The following is a 17,587-nucleotide window of genomic DNA, read 5'->3' on the forward strand; positions in this document are numbered from 1 at the left end:
CTTTCAGAGCTGCTGGAGTTGCGGAAGTGTGAGCGGGGTGACGGCGTAATCGCCGCTGCCGTCGAGACCCGTGACCTCGGCGATCGCGTCAACGCGGCGCGCGGGTCCTCTTCCGGCAATAAAGATGACCAAGTCGACGGCATCGGCGATCAGCCGGCGGGGAACGGTGACAACGGCTTCCTGGGCGAGCTGCTCAATACGATAGAGTGCGGAGCGTGCCGAATTGGCGTGAACCGTGGCAATGCCGCCGGGATGTCCGGTGTTCCATGCCTTCAGCAAATCGAGCGCTTCCGCGCCTCTGACTTCGCCGACGATGATGCGGTCGGGCCTCAGCCGTAAGGTCGAGCGTACGAGATCGGCGAGTGTGATGGAGCCCCGCCTCGTCCTCATGGCAACGCAGTCCTTGGCCGCGCATTGCAGCTCGCGGGTGTCCTCAATCAGGATCACCCGCTCATCGCATTCGGCGACTTCTGCCAGTAGAGCATTGGTAAGTGTCGTTTTGCCCGACGATGTGCCGCCGGCGACCAGGATGTTGCGCCGCTCGCGCACTGCCTTCCTCAGGGCATCAGCCTGCAGCGGGAGCATGACGCGATCGGCGACGTAGTTGGCCAGCGTGTAGAGTTTTGCCGCCGGTTTGCGGATGGCGAAGCATGGCGCCAGCACGACCGGCGGTAGCAGACCCTCGAAGCGCTCGCCTGATGGCAATTCGGCACTGACAATCGGACTATCTGCATGCGCCTCGGCGCGTACATGGGAGGCGACGAGCCGGATGATGCGTTCCGCCTCGGCAGGATGCATATGCACGCCTGTATCGACCCGGCCTTCTCCCAACCGGTCGAGCCTCAGCGCGCCGTCGGGGTTGACCATCACCTCGATGACGGTCGGATCGGCAAGGGCCTCGGTGATCGCGGCGCCCATGGCTGTGCGCAGCATGGCTCGGCGGCGGTGGTCCGCTGCGGGATGAGAGTTCATCCTTCGCCTCCGTTGCCATTGCCGTAACCAAGCGAGCGCTTCCCGGAGGCTATCTGGCGACCGACCTGCTCGACGAATTTGTCAAAGCGCTCTTGGGCGATCGCCTGTGTCGCCCGATCCGGAATTGGCGTGTGCGCATGAAGCGTGATTGAAAAGCGGATTAAGAGCGCCAGGCTCTCCAGAGTTATTTCGGCGTCGCGCCTGACATGGTCGAGATCGCGGGAAAGACGGTCCAGCCGCTTGCCGTAGCGCTGGTCGAGCTCGTTTTCACCACGCCGTTCGATGAAGGCCTCGACCGCTTTCGCGACGATCGCCGATTTTGTGGTCGACGGGTTGCTACTGAGGGTTTCCAGCTTCGCGCTTAACGCGGGTTCGAGCAGAAACTGGTGGCGAATGCGATGCGGCTTCATGGGGCTCGTTCCGACTGGCCGGCCTGATGCGCCGGCGGCGGCAACGAACATCGTCGAGATCAGCAAAATCGCTTATGGGCGTTATCTACGCTGAGCTACGCCTGAGCTGCGAAAGCGCTTAGAAGCCGGGGATGATGTCCTTGTCGTCGCCCCTTCCCTCGTTGATACCGTAGGCGCTGGCTGCGGTGGAAACCCGGTCCATGACGCGCTTGTCTGCGAGTGCCTCGGCGTCATCGTCCGCCAGATTGAAGAGGTCGTCTTGATCAGGCTCCTGAGAGACGACGACGTGTTCTTCAGGCAGGCCTGGATGACGCTGCTGTTGCACGCCGCCCTCTTCTTCGATTGCCTCGCCGGCGTTTTCGTCATCGGCAGCGAGACGGCGGTCAACACTGCGGACTAGTCCGCTCCAATCGTCGGGGCGCGACGCAGGACAGTCCGCGTACAGACCGTCGCGCAACACCGGCGCCGGCAGCACCCGTTCGGTGAAATTCGGATCCTGATAATAACGCAACTTCTGGGCGCGGATCGGCGGCAACCCCGAAACAAGGATTAATTCGTCAGCTTGCGGCAACTGCAGCACCTCGCCAGGCGTCAGCAGCGGGCGAGCGGTCTCCTGGCGACTGACCATGACGTGCGAGAGCCAGGGCGCCAGCCGGTGGCCGGCGTAGTTGCGCATGGACCTGAGTTCCGTCGCCGTACCGAGCGCATCCGAGATGCGTTTGGCCGTGCGCTCGTCGTTGGAGGAAAAGGCAATGCGCACATGGCAATTGTCGAGAATGGCGTTGTTCTCGCCATAGGCTTTGGAGATCTGGTTCAAGGATTGCGCGATCAGATAGGCGCGGATGCCGTAACCCGCCATGAAGGCGAGCGCGGTCTCGAAGAAGTCGAGGCGGCCAAGAGCCGGAAATTCGTCCAGCATCATTAGCAGTTGGTACTTGCGGCTCTTCTTCGGGTCACCTTCCAGCCGCTCCGTCAGTCGCCTGCCGATCTGATTGAGCACCAGTCGCACCAGTGGCTTGGTGCGCGAGATATCCGATGGCGGCACCACTAGATAGAGCGACATCGGTCGTTCCGCATCCATGAGGTCGGCAATGCGCCAGTCGCAGGCCGATGTTGCCGCGGCCACGGTCGGATCACGATAGAGACCGAGAAACGACATGGCGGTCGAGAGAACGCCTGAGCGCTCGTTCTCTGATTTGTTAAGCACCTCGCGAGCCGCCGAGGCCACGACGGGATGGACCCGAGGTTTGTCCGCCGTGCCGAGGTGGTTGGTGGTCATCATCCGCAGCAGTGTCGTGGCAAACGAGCGTTGCGGATCCGACAGGAAAGTGGCGACGCGGGCGAGCGTCTTTTCTTCTTCGGCGTAGAGCACGTGCAAGATGGCCCCGACCAAGAGTGAATGACTAGTCTTCTCCCAATGATTCCGCCGCTCCAGCGCGCCTTCCGGATCGACGAGAATGTCGGCGATGTTCTGAACGTCGCGGACCTCATCTGAGCCCCTGCGCACTTCCAGCAGCGGGTTGTACCGCGCCGACCTTGGATCAGTCGGGTTGAACAAAAGGGAGTACGAGAACATCGACCGCCAGCCGGAGGTCAGCTGCCAGTTCTCGCCCTTGATGTCGTGAATGACGGCCGAGCCGGTCCAGGAAAGAAGAGTTGGAACGACCAATCCGACGCCCTTGCCCGAACGTGTCGGCGCAAAGGCCATGACGTGTTCCGGCCCGTCATGGCGCAGATAGTGATCCTTCAGTTTGCCAAGGAAAACGCCGGTCGGCTGAAACAGGCCTGCCTTCTCGATTTCCCGAACCGCGGCCCATCGTGAGGAACCATAGGTGGTGACCAGCCCCCTCTGCCGCGCACGCCAGAGGGAGCTAGCGATGGCGGCCGCGCAGCCCATGAAGCCTGTGGTGGCCGCGAGCATCCCGGCCGTGTCGAAGACCTCGGGCGCGTATGCGTCGAAATGGAACCACCACTCGAACAGTTGCCACGGCTTGTAGATCGGCCATCCGGCTGCGACAAACCATGGGGGTCCGAGTTGCGGCTGATAATCTAAAGTTTGGGCGCACCATTGAGTCGCTGTCCATACGCCGAGAATGACGATGGCGAACACAACGACTATCTGACCGACAAGGAGCTTCGTCGGTGTCATGGGCGCAGCCTCCGAGTTTTGTTAAACGGAAGCAGGATGGCGTGACGTTTCAGAATATTGAAGATACCCAATATACGCGCCCGTGCGATGCAGTGAACGTTGCAGGCTTAGAAGATTGAGGGCGCCAAGAAATGTCATCGCGGAGGCACGAGCGAATGACTTGTATTAGGCCGACTGCGGTCCGTCCGGTTTCGGCCGCGATTGGATAGAAAGCTGCCTATAAGGAACCGACGCCCTTTCGGCCGCTCGTAAATAGCGAAACCCCGATAACGGTCATTGCCCATAATAATATCAATTCGCTTCGCTGCGCATTCGCAGCGATTTCGGGCTCCACTCCGAGGCGCCAAATCGCGGCGGAACCGACACTGTGGAGATTATACCTCGGGCGCGGCAGCCTTCGGGACGAGCGCTTTACGCCCCTTCCTCGGCCGCGGCCGTTGTCTGCGCCCGTGCAGCGCGCTCCACCATCTCGCGCGTAACCACTTTGTTGTGATCCCGCTCACGGTAGAGACACGCATACTCGGAGTCGTCGACATCACCCGGGCCATAGTCATGGTAGTCGAGATGACGCCAACCCTGTTCCGTGAGGTCCATGCCGTACTCTACGCCGACAAATCCGCTCAAGGGCACGATATAACTCCTTACGAAGGGAACGTCCTCGTATGTCCGCTTGATGAACTGCGCGCCGGGCGTGTTTTCGATAAACCATGGTTGCCGGCCGAACCCGCCAAACTGCAGTTGGATGATGCGGCCGAGCGTTATCAATGCCGATAGAGCGTCCTCCCGCATTGTGGAGTAGGTCGCGGGATTAAAGTGGACCGAGCGGTTGCGCAGCGTCGCGAGCTCCATGAAAGCTATCCCCACATCAGGCAAGAGCACGCCCCAGTCTTCCAGCACGCGTACGGCGAACCGCCAGTCATCGAAAGACTCGCTGCGATAGACACGGCGGTAGTGCGGCGACGCTTTGTGGTAATCCCGAAGGTCCAGGATGAGGTGGTTCAGGATGCGCTCGCCGAGGGCGCACGCAGCGACCAAGGCTGGGAAGTAGAGCGCTGATACAAAGGCGCGGCGCGCCTGTTCATGCATCAGGTTATGATAACTGACGATGGAGAACGCCTTTGCGCCAAGGTCCTTAGTGTCCTGGATCACTTGCGCATGGCGGCGTTCGCCGTACTCAGCCTTGAGCCTCTTAATTGCCTTGTTGCGGTTCTCGATATGGAGCGCCTTCACTTTCTCCTCCCAGTGCTCGCTCGGATCGTCGAGACTCAACGGAGTGGAGTCGAAATCATAGGCAAACGGGTGATACCGCCGCCGCCCACGGTCTCGCAAGGATTCGTGCCCCTCATGGTCGTAGAGGCCGCGCGCCAGGTCGGCGACCGTGATGAACCCTTCTGATACAGTGCTCTCCGCGTGGCCGTTGCTCTCGGTCTCAGCGGCTTCCCGGCGCTTGGGCGCCACCTGCACAGGCTTTATCTTCGACAGCAGTCGGCTCTTGGTCGGCCATGGTCCGTCAGCCTGCCGTCGCGGGTGCCCGCCGGAAGCTTGCCTGCCTCTGCTTGGTTTCTTCGATCGCTTTGCCAGCATCCACAAGCGACCGGCACGCATCAAGAACCGACCAAGGCACTTCGTCGAGCACTGCAGCTATGTCGACGAAGCTCACCAACTCGTTGGTCAGGACAGCTTCCACGACGGCTTCAAGGGATGGATTGCGCCGAAGAGACCATTTGTCGTTGGTCCAGTGTATAGTGTCGTCCCAGACGATGAAATGGGCGCCGCAGCCGGTGTCCCTCCAGACCGAGGGGAACAAAGTCAAGCCATCTTCGCGCCGGTAGAAACGCCAAGCAGGCCCGGCACGACGATCGAGATTGACTGTTAACACGTCTCCGCAACCATCAGGGCACTTCATTACGAAGGCACGCGGGACGCCACGTTCCACCAGCACGACGTCGCCCGGCCGTTCGACCAAGTTGATGGCCTCAGACTGGCGTTCAACCGAGCCTTTGAAATGGACCGCGTACGATTTCCTGAGCAACAATGGAACTCCAGACCCTTACCAAAGCGAGGGGTTTGTTACACGTTCGAGAAGGTTGCCGGCGCACTGGTAGGCAGTGCTGGCGTCCCCGTTCTTGGCTTTCGCATAATAAAGCAGCCCTACGCAGATCGCTATTGTATATTCCCGTCGCAGGTCGACGGAGTGGACCTGCCCCTCATCGAGGATTGTCGAGCGCAAGGCCGTGATCGCATTGAGCCGATGGGATGCGGCCTTGCCCTTGAGAAGATGTTCGAGCGAGACAGCGAACAGGTTACCGCTATAGAAATCTTCGAGCACATCGGTCGGAATCCGTTGAGTTGCCTGCAGGTCGGGATCGAAGCCAAGGCCCAACTCCAAGCGCGCAACGTCGTGCGAAAGCGGGCGCTTGGCCGCTCGTGTGAAATCGATCAGAACCGCCTCGGCGTCCTGGCCGCATACGAACACGTTGCGCAGATTGAGATCGTCATGGGCCCGGCACATCAAGTGGTCCTCTACCGGCAAGTTGGCGAGGCGGTCAAACAAATCATGCGGCGAAGGGCCTCCGTAACCGGCATGGCTGAGGTCTTTGTAGGTGCGTTCGAGCCCCTTCAGGTATTGCTCCTGCCTTATCACGGGCAGGAACTCCGGAAGCAAATCGAGCTTCTTCTTTTCGGGCCGGTCTCGCCACCGGCCCAACACTGTTTGATAGATTGCCTGGACGACGGCGTTGACGTCCCTTTCCGGCACGACATAGTCTAGGCGCACAGCGTGTTCGACGAAGCGGGACACAGCCAACTGTGAACTGGCCCCCAACACGCATCGCTCCAGGCATAAAGGGGCGCATCCTCGAAAGGGAATTCGGTCGGCGACGACATCCCTGTAGGTCTTGATATGCTCCTCCATCTCCGCTGCGCCGCCCGATTTGACGATGAATGGCGTGTGCTGCTCCAGACCCTGTGTTTCGACCTTCCACACGGACGCTGAGGATTTGCCGCCATTCTCCTTAGAAATGTGTATCGCCGGGTAGTCGTGAAAAGCACGTCGGAATAGCAACTCGAGCTCGAGCGACAATGGTTCTAGTAGCGGGGCACCGTTCTTGCTGCGGATCGCAAGACTGTCATTGCTCGACGGCCCGCAACGGCAGCGAGCACAGAGTTCCGCGATCCGATCCCCATGAGAATCCGCAAGCACGACCAGTTGCTGCAACACGACTCCGGGAGGCTGGGCCCACTGCGCCAGCTGACCTGCACCTGACCTCGCGACAGCCATTGCGCTCGCCTCGTCGCCCGACTTCGCCACGACAACGATGAAAACGCCCCGCGCTGCGGCAGGAGCGGCGAGAAGACGCAAGCGCTTAACAAGATCTTGTCGATCCGTCTGCGACGATAACGCACCGGCGAGCACGATTAATGCACGGGCGCTGCCGTCGGTAAGATCCGCGGGCGATTGTAGCTTCTTGAGCGCGAGTTGTCGGCTGTCAAAGGGCCGCCTGTCGACCGTTCCGCCATCGACCAGGACCATTGTGCGCTCCTCAGCCTTCATGACGACGCCAGATCATGGGCCAATCATCTCCTTTGGCCAGCGCGTTGCCCCGGGAACAAACGATGCAGTTCGGGTCCGGTACCGAACTGACGGGCCGCACCGATCCATCGATGGGTCGTCCGACTAGGTGGCGTGCCGAGCCAGGAAAGCCGGTGACCGCCGATAGGAACATTGAGACAGCCATCGAAGACGTTGCGGCATTGAGAGAGATTACGGCCGGTTGCGGTTCAAAATGGCCGACAAAATACGGATCAGACCGAACGTCAGTCAGAAGGTCGCGGCGCACGGAAACGGGATTGAGAAGAGGATGGCAGTTGAGGCAGGCGAGCGGCTCGGCGAGCATCTGCACGCGAGTCGACATTGCCGTGACGATCTCATCGCGGGCGTCGATACGTACGCCGACATCGATCATAGGAAGGCGATACTGGTAGGCCATTTGGTTCAGGACAGCCCGGCTGCCATGGGAGTCTGTGCAGCACATCACGAAATCGCTATCGAGCAAAGCTCTTGCTACGGGTTCATCTATGACCGTATCTGCGATCGCCTCAACGGCCATCTCGCCTTGCGCACGTTGCACGGCAGCGCGCGCTATCAAGACCTTCGGCTGGCCAACATCGCCCGGCGTGGCTCCGAGCAGACGGTTGAGATTGGTCGGTTCCACCTCCTCCGGGTCTATCAGGAGGAAGCGGCCAACACCCAGCCGCGCGAGTTCTTCAACCACCACGGATCCGGTGCCGCCGACGCCGACGATGGCGACAGTAAGGCCGTTGAGTATCCGTTGACCCTCAAGGCCGAAGGCCCGAACATTGCGGTCGAACACGTCCGACAGGGGCGCCTGATTGCGAATACCGGATTCCCTTTCGTATGTGCGGACATCGCGGTCGACTTCTTGGATGCGGTCGATCGTAAATAGGGTTTCCCCCTCGGCATCAAATAATCTTCCCCGGAACCCTGTCGGCCCGGCGACGAGGAAACCATGCGGCCCGGATGGGCATCGAAAATGCTGGACGGGCGCCAAAATCTTCTGCGACGCATCGTCGACCCGCGAGAAGGCGAGTTCCTCTTGCATCGGATGCGAATGAGCCAGAATAACGCCGACACGGTCCTGGCGCCCCCGTTTGAGCACACTGGCAAGAAACGCGGGCGTCAAAGTCGCCTCGACCGAACTACGGGTCATATAGTCGTCCGGGCCGGGGAGGATGACGTCCCGGACAACCAGTCGCATGCCGCCATCGAAGCGGCCACCCGCGACGATCAGCGCAGCCGCTGTCTCAATCGGGGAATGCGCAAGAAGGTCGTCGCGAAGCGCCGACCACCCGCCTGCGGCAAAGACCAGCCGATTCATTTGGCCTCGCCGAGTCGCCGCCGGATCACGTTCAAATAGGTGTGCAGGTTATCGCTGTTGGGTTGCCACGTGGAAGGATGCCAGGAAAACCAGAGCCACTCTGACGGTATTCCTGGAGTAGCCTGCTGGCCGGTATTTTGCGGAGCTCCACCGTGAGCGAGCGCGAGAGCCGGCTCCGTCCAAAAACAGTCAGGTGCCGCCTGCGGATATCCGCCGGGAACCACGAACTTCACATCGACCGCGGCCTTGTTCCACCCCGGTGGAAGGCGCACCGCCGGCAAACTGACGACCGCCGTCCCACCCGCTTGCTCCTCAAGGGTCGCATAGGGGTATCTTTTATTGAAGTCTTCGAAATGACGGGCGAGGATGGACATCAGCCAAACGTCGCAGGCGGAACCGTATAGAAGTGCATGCCGTTCTTCAGCGCGACTCCCTCGCCGTCGCCGATCTGCCGGTCGGCGTCATGGCCGTGCCCCTCAAGGAACAACTGATATTGCTGATCTTTTCCGGCAAGCTGTTTCAGTTCAGCCCCGGTCATGCTTTCACTGGCCGCCTCAAAATGTACGCCATCGATATTGATGGAAAATTTCGGATGATCGTCTTTAGCCATCGTTTCCTCTGCAAATGTGCGTGTGATCGCGAGAACCCGCCCCCTAAGGAATTGAGGTACAAGCGTTACTTACCTTGAAACATACCGCCGCAGAAGCACGAATTGCCGCCTTCCCCTGCTCGCTGACTGCACCGCTTCGTGATCCCGATATAGGAACTACCTGAGGGTTTCTCATCCTTTGGCTTATTGCAGATACTGCGAGCCATGCGGCCCAATGTGGGACGCCGGCCCGACACCGGTCGGTGCCCAAATCGGCGGACCGGCAGCTTAGAGGGTAAATTTTGCAGTTCCTCAGCCCGAATGCCCCACCTATTGACCCAAGCTTTTCTGGAGCAGAAGCAAGTTCAGGTCGTTTAGCAGTTTCTCCTTGGCAGCAGGATCGACCGGCGGCGGAGCAGGAGGATTCTTCTCGTGCTGGCCTTCAGGCAGCTTGGTCGCGCGCGCGGGCGCCGGCGCGGCTTTAGGCTTCTCTTCGGGCTTGGGAGCGAACACGATAGAGATTTTATTGACGTCCTTCCACGTAGTTTTCCAGCCGATGCCCAAGCTGGCCTGCCCTGTGTCGAATGGTATCGTGATGATCTTCACGCTCGCCGACGCGCCTTCGTCCAGCGTAAAACCCATCACGTACGAAACTGAATCTGGCGGCGTCTTTGTATCCGCGTAAGAATCCTGGACCTGTGCAAGCCAGTTCGCGATTCCCAGGTTTCCGGTAAGCCGAGAACCGTGCGCGCGCCTTTGGTTGACGGTTGGTGTGTCGCACTTGATATCGTCCTTTTGACCCAAGCCTATGGTGAACTTGTAGCCCACCATCCTGTCTGCGGTTCCGGTGGCGTTTGTCGCCAATGCAAACGTGCCTGTCTGCGGAATGTAGGGTACCTCGTTTCCGGCACTGCCGTCTCCGCCGCCCGTCGCTACGACATTCAGCGACAGTTCAACTGCCGCATTCCACTTTCCCTTGTCGGTCAGGAAGGTAGCAGGCCCGATTGGAGGCTTTGCCTTGGGCCGCCCGTCGCGTCCGTCTTTCAGGTCGCACCGGATGTTGTCGACAATGTCTGAGATGCGAAGTAGACCGACTTCGGTTGGCAACTTCGGAACGCTGGCGCAACTCGAAACAGCAACGCAAACTCCTAGCGAGCCCCGAACGAAAACTTTCATGATTTCCCCCATCTTCCCACCTCCACAGGGATCACGCCTACTACGAAGATGAAATGGTACAACTAGACTTTCCACAGATAATATTGGTGAGACAAAATTATTCTAGCTGCTGATTGAGAACCACACCCTGCCAAGTTGAGGCCCAGGGGTCACTAGTGCCCATTCGGCGGCGACCAACACAAAGCAAAGCAAAGCAAAGAATGAGGGAACCCGCCTGCGGCGGCTTGCCGAGGAGAGACGGCCCGCGCCTCTCTTCCCAGGCCCTAATCAGCGACCTTGTCGCTCAATTCGCCGATTCTCTCGACAAGACGTTTGGTCAGCTCGACGCGCAGCAACGGAAAGCCTTTGATGATCTGCGTGTCCTAGTGAACCAGAACCAGCGATGGATTCACGGCGATGTTCAGGAAGGCCTGCAGACAGTCCAGGACCTCAACGTAGAGATCAGCAACCTAGCGATTTCCTCGTCGAAGCCGGTGGTCACAAGATTTACGCCCACTTATATCGCGCAGGCGAGTCAATCGGACGATGTGCTAATAGAGGTAGAGGGCTTTCACCTCTACGACGCGGAGAGTAGGCATAAGCCGAGTCTTCGGTTTGGCGCATTGCTGACGGGCATCATCGGACTGCAACCTGACCGTCCGTGATTGGGAGCCACATGGCTAAAGTGGCTGTTCCGCTATTGAGCCTCGACAGGCGTCCTAGGGATCCGCCGCATCGAACTCAATCGCAAATCCCGCGTCGATCGCGCTTCGCGCAATGAGATCGCCAAGTTCCCAATCCGTGAGTTCGCAAAGCGGAAATGTTCCCCTTACAGCGTGGCTAACCTCGGATATCGAAATGCACGGCCTGCCGACATTGCCGATCAAGTGCCGGACAATCGCTTGGCGAACGTCCGACAAGGTATGCCCCAGCGCGAGCGCGGGCATATGTGGCCTACGAATGGAGCCGTGGTTCTACGCCATCGGCTGTTTTTGCATCGAAAGCTACGGGCACACCGTGAATGATGGATGCCGCTGCCAGCAACTCCTCCAACTCGCGGTCGGTAGCCCTGCATGCTGGCATGAGTGTTCGGATGGCGCGGATTGCCTGTGCGATCGAGAGGAAGTTGGACCTGCCTCTGGACAGAACATAGGCTTCGGCGGCCCTTTCAACCGTAACGGTGTGGAAAGTGTTGGTCATCGAGAATTCCTCCCTGAAATCCTGACCAACACGATTTACAGCAGGAATTCGGTGGCCTTCAAGGGTTTGTCCGATCCCGGACAATCAGGCGGATGCCAGACCGAAATGACTTTGCTCCTCCTCGCCGTAAGCACCATGGTGAGTTGCTTCATTCCAACGCGGTCGACAATTGTGATCTCGCCGCGCCTGGCGTGAACCAGCCCTCGATATTCAAGCATTTGCAGGGCGGTGGTGACACCGGGGCGTCGGGCGCCAAGCATGGTGGCCGGGAATTCATGCGTCAGGTAAATCCTATTCCCTTCGACACGGTCTTGCACCATCAACAACCAGCGGGCCAACCGCTCCTCGATTTTCGAATGGCCGTTGACCAGTGCCGTCCGGGACGAGTGGATAAGGAACGCGTGGGCATAGCGAAGCAGTGACTCGCGAAGGGACTGGCTTGCCGCAATCGCCGGGCGAAGAGCTTCAACCGGGAGGATCCAGCCATTACCTGCAACCTGGATATAGGTTTCATTGGGAGACTTGTCCTGGCCGAGCAGGACGGCAACCCCTGTCATGCCGTCGCGGCCGACGATGCCGGCTTCGCTTTGCCGACCACCGGTCATCGTGGCGACCACCGATACGTACCGACATTCGACCGTCCTCTATGTCAGCGAACGACCGCATCGCGAACGAAAGGTCCGCCGGTGCGGTTTGCGGCGGCAACGTGATTTCGGCGTCTTCAGGTTTCGCGGACATGTACCGATCCTACGGGAACGCGCCGTAATGCGACACAAGCAGTGGCAAACCATCCACCGGGAAAAGACGAGGCATATTATACTGCGGCTACCACCTAGTGTCCCACTCATCGGGACACACCTCGATCGCTGGTGGCAACGGTTTGGTTTGTTCAGACGAACAGGAGCGACCGCTAGCGAAAATATCAGCTTCAACGGCGGCTTTGGGACAAACCTTAAGGCCGGCTCAACGGCCGAAGTCAGGCGCGTTCCCGCCTGGCAGCTTTGGGGCCGTGACCGGACTGTCCGGTCTTGATACGCGTCGAGCGGATAGCTGCCATTCGGCCACCGACCCCATTGCCGCTGTTCGAGGTACTTTCCTCGCAATCCCGTAGATTGGCAGGCCTGTTTCAGTCATAGCCGGACGAGAGCTCGAGCGCGACCTCCTCGAAGTATCTTGGGAACGGTTCAATAGTGGCCAGTACCAATTCTCGCTGCGTCCGACATGCTGTGACCACGTCGCGATAGCCATCGATGACCGGGAACGCGTCGCCAAGGGCCTGGGCCACCACTCTGTCGGCGAATCCAGCCTCTTGGAACGCAATAGCCGCGTCACTGGACAGACCGTACTTGATCTTTTTCTGGACGGTCACCAGCCGCGCATGCAGATCTTCGGATCGCTCCTCAACGAGATCGGCCAATGCAGCAACGACCATCGACAGGTCGTACGCGTAACCGCTTTCGCACAGGTGGACGACGTGCTCCGAAGTCGCTCTCGCGTTACCGAACTTGACATGGGCGGCTGTCAGCCGCGCTCGGATTTCGTAGTAGGTCCTGCCGGCGATCCAGTCGGCAAGGCAATCCGGCCGCATTGCCTCGGGTACCGCCGCCAAGACCGGTGCGTGGGCGTGCCGTGCCGCCTTTTCCATAATCGCGGTCAACAGCTCTTCCTCGGTTTCGATTGCCGCGAGCCGGTCCAGATGCATGTCGATCCATTGCGCCAAAGCCTTGACGTCCGCCGGCGGTAGCGGCGACTTTCGGACCAGTTTGATCAGGCTGAGGTCCGTCCCTTGTTGGACGGCTTTGGCGGCCGCCTGAAAAACGGCCAGGACCTTAACCCTCAGATCGTCGTCGGAGAGATGATATGCTAGGGTGCTCCGCGCCAGTTCCTCCACACGCTCCTCGGCAAGGTCACTCTCGAAATCAACGTAGGACAGTAGATACGATGCTATGCTTTGCACCGCGCGCGCCCGGTCGGAAAGAAACCTGCTGAAGTCCTTCCCTATTAGCCCGGGGCGCTCGCTCACCGCGGCGGCGGTATACGCCGCGATGGTCTGCTTGGTAGCGAATGTGAGATCGAGCCATTCCGTCGGCAGATCCAATGTGATGGTCGGCTTTCCTTTTACCTTCTGCTCGAAGCTGACGAAAAGCTTGAGAATGCTGCTCGCCGACGGTTCCGAATTATCCGCATCCAGCAGCCTGGTGGTCTTCGACCAACGCCATCGGCCGTCTTTCTTTTTATCGTCGTAGAGCGATGGCGCGGAAAAGATCACGTTGCCTTCGGTATACATGCCTGCCCGGCCCGCACGACCCATCAGGTTGTGGAAGTCGCGCACCGCTATCTCTTCTTTGCCCTGCTGGGTGGACGTCACCACCAAGTAGCGGATCGGGAAATTTACGCCCTGCGCTAAGGTGGAGGTGCAGACTACCATACGAGCCAGACCCGCCTTCATAGCATGTTCGATCGACAGCCGCAGGCCCGGCGGCGTGTTGGCGTGGTGCGACAGGATCCCGAGCTTCGCAGCTTTGGATACTCGACCATCTCCGAGGTGAGTTTGGCATAGATCGGCAATCTTGCGGATCTCGTTTTCGTCGGAGCAAGCCGCCGGCCAATCGAGCTCCAAGCCGCGCCCTGCAATTTCGACGGCGCGGTCGCAGACCGTGCCGACGCTCTCCTTCTTCCCGCAGAAAATGGCCACGCTGCCGTTTGCGGCGAGATGCTGACCGAGAAAGAGGCCTATGTCGGTGTTGCTTCTGGTGGTGCCGCGTTCGGGGAAACGTTTCACCTTCAGTTCGCGACCCTTTTTGGCCAGTACTTTGGACTCAACGATGCGGGGCACGAAGAATTCATCCGCGTTCGGATCGGCCGGGCTGACGTAGCGCAACCAGGCCCGCTCGAACTGCCAGCTGGCGAAGGCGATGTTCCTAGCCGTCGGCAGCAATCCCGATCCCGACACCACCGCGGTCTCGTCGCCGACGAGCCAACCGGCAATCTCGGCCGCGTTCCCGATGACGGCAGAGATCAATACGACCTGGGCGTTCGTAGGCAGCGAGATGCGCATGGACGCTAGCAGAAGTTCATATGTTGGCCCACGGGTCAGTCCGTCGAACTGATGTCCTTCATCATAAACGACCAATCCGACCTCTTCGGCGAATTCGGGCTTACGCCGAAGCATGTAAAGGAGCTTTTCGGGTGTCACCACGAACACCGAATTCTGTCTTCGCGCTCCCGCGAGATCGATGTCGAAAAGGTACGAATCCGAGATCTCGTTAATCAGGACATCTTCGCCGGCGAATGAGCGCACCAGATCCGAACGGATATCGTGGCACAGTGACCTGAATGGACCCACAATGACGACCAGGGACGATCGCTGTGCTAGGAAATGGGCGCGGATCAAGAACTCGGTGGCGCGGGTTTTGCCGGCCGACGTTGGCATCTGGATCACCGCGGAACGTCCGCTCAAAATTCCCTGTTCGCAAAGCAGTCTCTGGGCTGGCCAGAGCTCCGTTGGGAACGATCCTTTCCTCAAGGCCGGTGCCCAATCGGCCAAATCAAGGCCCGAACTCGGGGGCAGAAGCGTCCTGGCCGCTCCGTCCAGTTTGCGGGAGACAAGCGCTATCACCACGTCGGCGTAGAGCAGCTCCCGGGCCGACCCGGCCAAATAAGCATGCGCCTTGAGTTCCTCGCAGAGGAGACGAATTTCCTCGGCTCCGCCCTGCAGGGCGTAAAACGCCCGGAGAGCGGCTAACATTCTATTGGCGAACAAATGGTGCGCGAACGACTCCTCGACCGGCGCGAAAAGCCCTTTCAGAATCCGATAGGCCAGAAAGGCGAGACCATGCCCCAACTCGAGGGCTGGAGATTCTGTCCTCTTCATCACGACCGCCGCACTGCCGATACTGTCGGACAGATAGTAGGAGGTGGCGCACAGCAGGGAGAACTCGTTGGTCAGATCCTCGTCCAGCCTTGATTCCAAGAAGGCGTCGAAATACCGGGCGGAGAAGTGAACCATGTCCCGGATCGATCCATCCGGTTCATCCCAGGACCTTGGCATGGCGCTCTCTGTGTCGGAAGTGATGAACCGGTCCGCAAGCGCCGCCGCGGAATCGCCCAATATTCCGATCGCTAGCACCACCAGCGAGTCCGGCGCGCGCGTGAACTCGTTGTAGTCGGCTTCCGCTGCCCTGAACTCGTGCATCTTGGCCCGGGACCTGACGGAAGCCAGCAGTTGGATCGAGTTGTTCTTAGGCCTCATTAGCGGCTCGATCGTAAAGGGCATGTACCAGGTTCATCATCGACGTGCCCCGGATGATGAGAAGCTTCAGGTTTTTGAAGTTGGGATGATGCTTGGCGAGCGTCGTCGTGAAATCGACGCTGTCGAATACGTCTTGATCGAGCACGGCTCCGGCGGCGTTCACGCGTTTGAACGGGCGATCGTTTTGGTTCTGGAAGCGCTGCACACGTTTGGCCGCCAGCCGGTCGGTGCGCAGGAGACGTTGTTTGATGGCGTTCAGGGACATCGCCTCGCGTGTGATGTCCTTGATGGAATCCTCAACCGCGTTCTGCAACCGGTTCTGTTTCTTTGCCTTTAAGCCCGCCTTCGACTCAATGAGAAGAAGCTCGTCCTTCGGGTGAACAGGATCGTCGCCATGGAACTTAAATGCGACCACGTCGCAGCCGTTCGACGGAACGTTCCGGTTGTCGCGGTTCTCGTATCTACCCTCCCGGGGGCACCAATAACCCAAGATGTACTCCGCGAAGTCGGCAAGCAGGATTTCGCCGAAGTCACCCGAGCGTGTACCCGGTCCAGGAGGATGGACTGGGTCTGGAAACTTCACTGTCGCGAGATAGGTGGCTGGCGTGTGCCCCGTGCCCTCGATAAAGTCCGGTAACTCTTCGTCCTTGCAGTAGTGCTGCCTGAAATGCTTGGCCCACGACGATAGCACTGCGTCGTCTGGCTGGTGTTCCAGATCCCAGACCTCGACCTCGACGCCTTCGGTCGTGGCAACATTGGTCGCCGTCTTCTTTAGCCAGCCGATGTGCGCAGGTGCCGCCATGATTCCCCCAAATCATCACAGCCTCTAGCATGCACGACCGAGGTCCGAAACCGCCTAAAGATGGACATGTTGTAGTCATGACATGTGGACCAAGGCGCTCGGCAAAGACCGAGTTCAGAAGGGCAGGTAGTATTCGAACCGCGCTTGCCTCTAATCCTCTGAGATACGTTGTCGACTTCTGGCGGACACCCGCTACGTACATCGCATTCGCCATCTCCCAGAAAGCATGCGCCACCTTCGGTGCCAGGGGTCAATTTTGCTTCGCAATCAACCGAAAGTTCCGAGATGTCTCTGAGAGGAACAGTTGCGCAGATTCTGCGGGCTCCTTGCCGTTGATAGAGTCCGCTTCTGGCGCCCTGCGGCTTATGGCTGAACGACCAGAATGGGGCGGTGGGTTCAACCGGTCATCGCAACACCTTCTGTACCCTATAGGCCGGCGTTTCGAAGTCCAGGGTTTTTCGGGGGTCGCTGATTGAGCCGCAGGGCGACGGCGTTGAGTTGGGCCTGCGAGACATGGGAGAGTTGGTGTCTCTCGGGAAGTACTGCCTGAGCAGACCGTTGGTATTTTCGTTGCTGCCGCGCTGCCAGGGACTTCGCGGATCGCAGAAGTAGACCTGTAGATCGGTTGCAACGGTGAACCTCTTGTGCCGAGCCATCTCCTTACCCTGGTCCCACGTTAGCGAGCGCCGCAACTCTTCGGGCAATGTGCCGATCGTTTGGGCGAGGGCCGCCACGACGGTGGCCGAGTCCCTCCTCGCCACCTTTACAAGCATCGTGAATCGGCTGTGTCGCTCGACGAGGGTGAGCCGCTCGCCGCGTTTGTTGGCCAGCCCCTCACGCCCCCTTGGTTCTCACCTCCATGATCCGAAAGCCAAAGATTCCAGCGGCCGCTGCATCTGCAGCGATGAGGATTTCATTTCCGCCTACAGGCTGAAATACGGCTGTGCCGTTGAACAGCTGAGCAACGGGTCCGCCCAAAAAGATCTGAAGTCTTCGTTACCGCGGACGGCGCGCTGTCAAGCGCTCACCGATGTTTTCGACCACGATCGAGTGCCTGATGAGAGTGCGGGGCGGATACTATGACACGCTCGGCCCGCTGCTTGTCAATGTCAGGCCCAGAACCCACGACAGAGATCCTTGAGCGACGGCTCGCCGTTTAA

15 protein-coding genes and 1 pseudogene are annotated in these 17,587 nt (G+C 59.5%); 1 reads left to right on the forward strand and 15 read right to left on the reverse strand.

All coding sequences use genetic code 11. From position 1 onward, the window contains the following. Window positions 1-3: 3 nt before the first annotated feature. From trbB to NKI32_RS21240, 10 genes are all read right to left on the reverse strand, one after another. Window positions 4-972: a P-type conjugative transfer ATPase TrbB gene (gene trbB, locus NKI32_RS21195; RefSeq protein ID WP_352695792.1), complete on the reverse strand. Its 969-nt coding sequence runs from the start codon at window positions 970-972 to the stop codon at window positions 4-6. Continuing rightward, window positions 969-1,382, reverse strand: a complete 414-nt coding sequence (locus tag NKI32_RS21200; protein ID WP_023750603.1) for a hypothetical protein — start codon at window positions 1,380-1,382, stop codon at window positions 969-971. The genes trbB and NKI32_RS21200 overlap by 4 nt, the downstream gene beginning before the upstream one ends. A 118-nt stretch (window positions 1,383-1,500) precedes the next feature. Beyond that, the gene (locus NKI32_RS21205; protein ID WP_353003477.1) at window positions 1,501-3,531 is read right to left on the reverse strand and encodes a conjugal transfer protein TraG; all 2,031 of its coding nucleotides are present in this window, start codon (window positions 3,529-3,531) and stop codon (window positions 1,501-1,503) included. Between the two features lie 411 nt (window positions 3,532-3,942). Further along, complete coding sequence (locus tag NKI32_RS21210; RefSeq protein WP_353003479.1) at window positions 3,943-4,995, reverse strand: hypothetical protein; 1,053 nt, start codon at window positions 4,993-4,995, stop codon at window positions 3,943-3,945. Window positions 4,996-5,041: 46 nt separating this feature from the next. Then, a complete protein-coding gene (locus tag NKI32_RS21215) occupies window positions 5,042-5,563 on the reverse strand; it encodes a ubiquitination-like system serine protease family protein (protein ID WP_156936517.1) in 522 nt (173 codons plus the stop codon). Window positions 5,564-5,581: 18 nt separating this feature from the next. Further along, window positions 5,582-7,063, reverse strand: a complete 1,482-nt coding sequence (locus tag NKI32_RS21220) for a phosphotransferase (protein ID WP_156936516.1) — start codon at window positions 7,061-7,063, stop codon at window positions 5,582-5,584. A 10-nt stretch (window positions 7,064-7,073) separates the two neighbouring features. Beyond that, the gene (locus tag NKI32_RS21225) at window positions 7,074-8,429 is read right to left on the reverse strand and encodes a ThiF family adenylyltransferase (protein ID WP_353003481.1); all 1,356 of its coding nucleotides are present in this window, start codon (window positions 8,427-8,429) and stop codon (window positions 7,074-7,076) included. Then, window positions 8,426-8,803, reverse strand: a complete 378-nt coding sequence (locus tag NKI32_RS21230; RefSeq protein ID WP_353003484.1) for an E2/UBC family protein — start codon at window positions 8,801-8,803, stop codon at window positions 8,426-8,428. The genes NKI32_RS21225 and NKI32_RS21230 overlap by 4 nt, the downstream gene beginning before the upstream one ends. After that, window positions 8,803-9,039 (reverse strand): multiubiquitin domain-containing protein, encoded by a 237-nt coding sequence (locus NKI32_RS21235; RefSeq protein ID WP_023750596.1) that lies wholly within the window; start codon window positions 9,037-9,039, stop codon window positions 8,803-8,805. The genes NKI32_RS21230 and NKI32_RS21235 overlap by 1 nt, the downstream gene beginning before the upstream one ends. A 309-nt stretch (window positions 9,040-9,348) precedes the next feature. After that, window positions 9,349-10,206 (reverse strand): hypothetical protein, encoded by an 858-nt coding sequence (locus NKI32_RS21240; RefSeq protein WP_353003486.1) that lies wholly within the window; start codon window positions 10,204-10,206, stop codon window positions 9,349-9,351. Window positions 10,207-10,394: 188 nt separating this feature from the next. Between NKI32_RS21240 and NKI32_RS21245 the strand changes: the two genes are divergently transcribed. Continuing rightward, window positions 10,395-10,838, forward strand: coding sequence for a hypothetical protein (locus tag NKI32_RS21245; protein WP_352695798.1), 444 nt, complete (start codon window positions 10,395-10,397; stop codon window positions 10,836-10,838). 289 nt (window positions 10,839-11,127) lie between these two features. On the opposite strand, the gene NKI32_RS21250 is transcribed toward NKI32_RS21245, so the two are convergent. The 5 genes and pseudogenes from NKI32_RS21250 to NKI32_RS21270 form a co-directional block, all read right to left on the reverse strand. Beyond that, window positions 11,128-11,373: a hypothetical protein gene (locus tag NKI32_RS21250; protein WP_023750593.1), complete on the reverse strand. Its 246-nt coding sequence runs from the start codon at window positions 11,371-11,373 to the stop codon at window positions 11,128-11,130. A 35-nt stretch (window positions 11,374-11,408) separates the two neighbouring features. Beyond that, the gene (locus tag NKI32_RS21255) at window positions 11,409-11,978 is read right to left on the reverse strand and encodes a Crp/Fnr family transcriptional regulator (protein WP_353003488.1); all 570 of its coding nucleotides are present in this window, start codon (window positions 11,976-11,978) and stop codon (window positions 11,409-11,411) included. 521 nt (window positions 11,979-12,499) lie between these two features. Further along, window positions 12,500-15,649, reverse strand: coding sequence for a DEAD/DEAH box helicase (locus NKI32_RS21260; RefSeq protein WP_352546081.1), 3,150 nt, complete (start codon window positions 15,647-15,649; stop codon window positions 12,500-12,502). Beyond that, window positions 15,615-16,427, reverse strand: a complete 813-nt coding sequence (locus NKI32_RS21265) for a Hachiman antiphage defense system protein HamA (RefSeq protein ID WP_031245459.1) — start codon at window positions 16,425-16,427, stop codon at window positions 15,615-15,617. The genes NKI32_RS21260 and NKI32_RS21265 overlap by 35 nt, the downstream gene beginning before the upstream one ends. Before the next feature lie 404 nt (window positions 16,428-16,831). Then, window positions 16,832-17,230, reverse strand: a pseudogene (locus tag NKI32_RS21270) (IS30 family transposase); the annotation flags it as partial. Window positions 17,231-17,587 lie beyond the last annotated feature (357 nt).

Source organism: Mesorhizobium sp. M0761, assembly GCF_040320205.1.
In the GTDB taxonomy this organism is placed as follows: Bacteria; Pseudomonadota; Alphaproteobacteria; order Rhizobiales; family Rhizobiaceae; genus Mesorhizobium.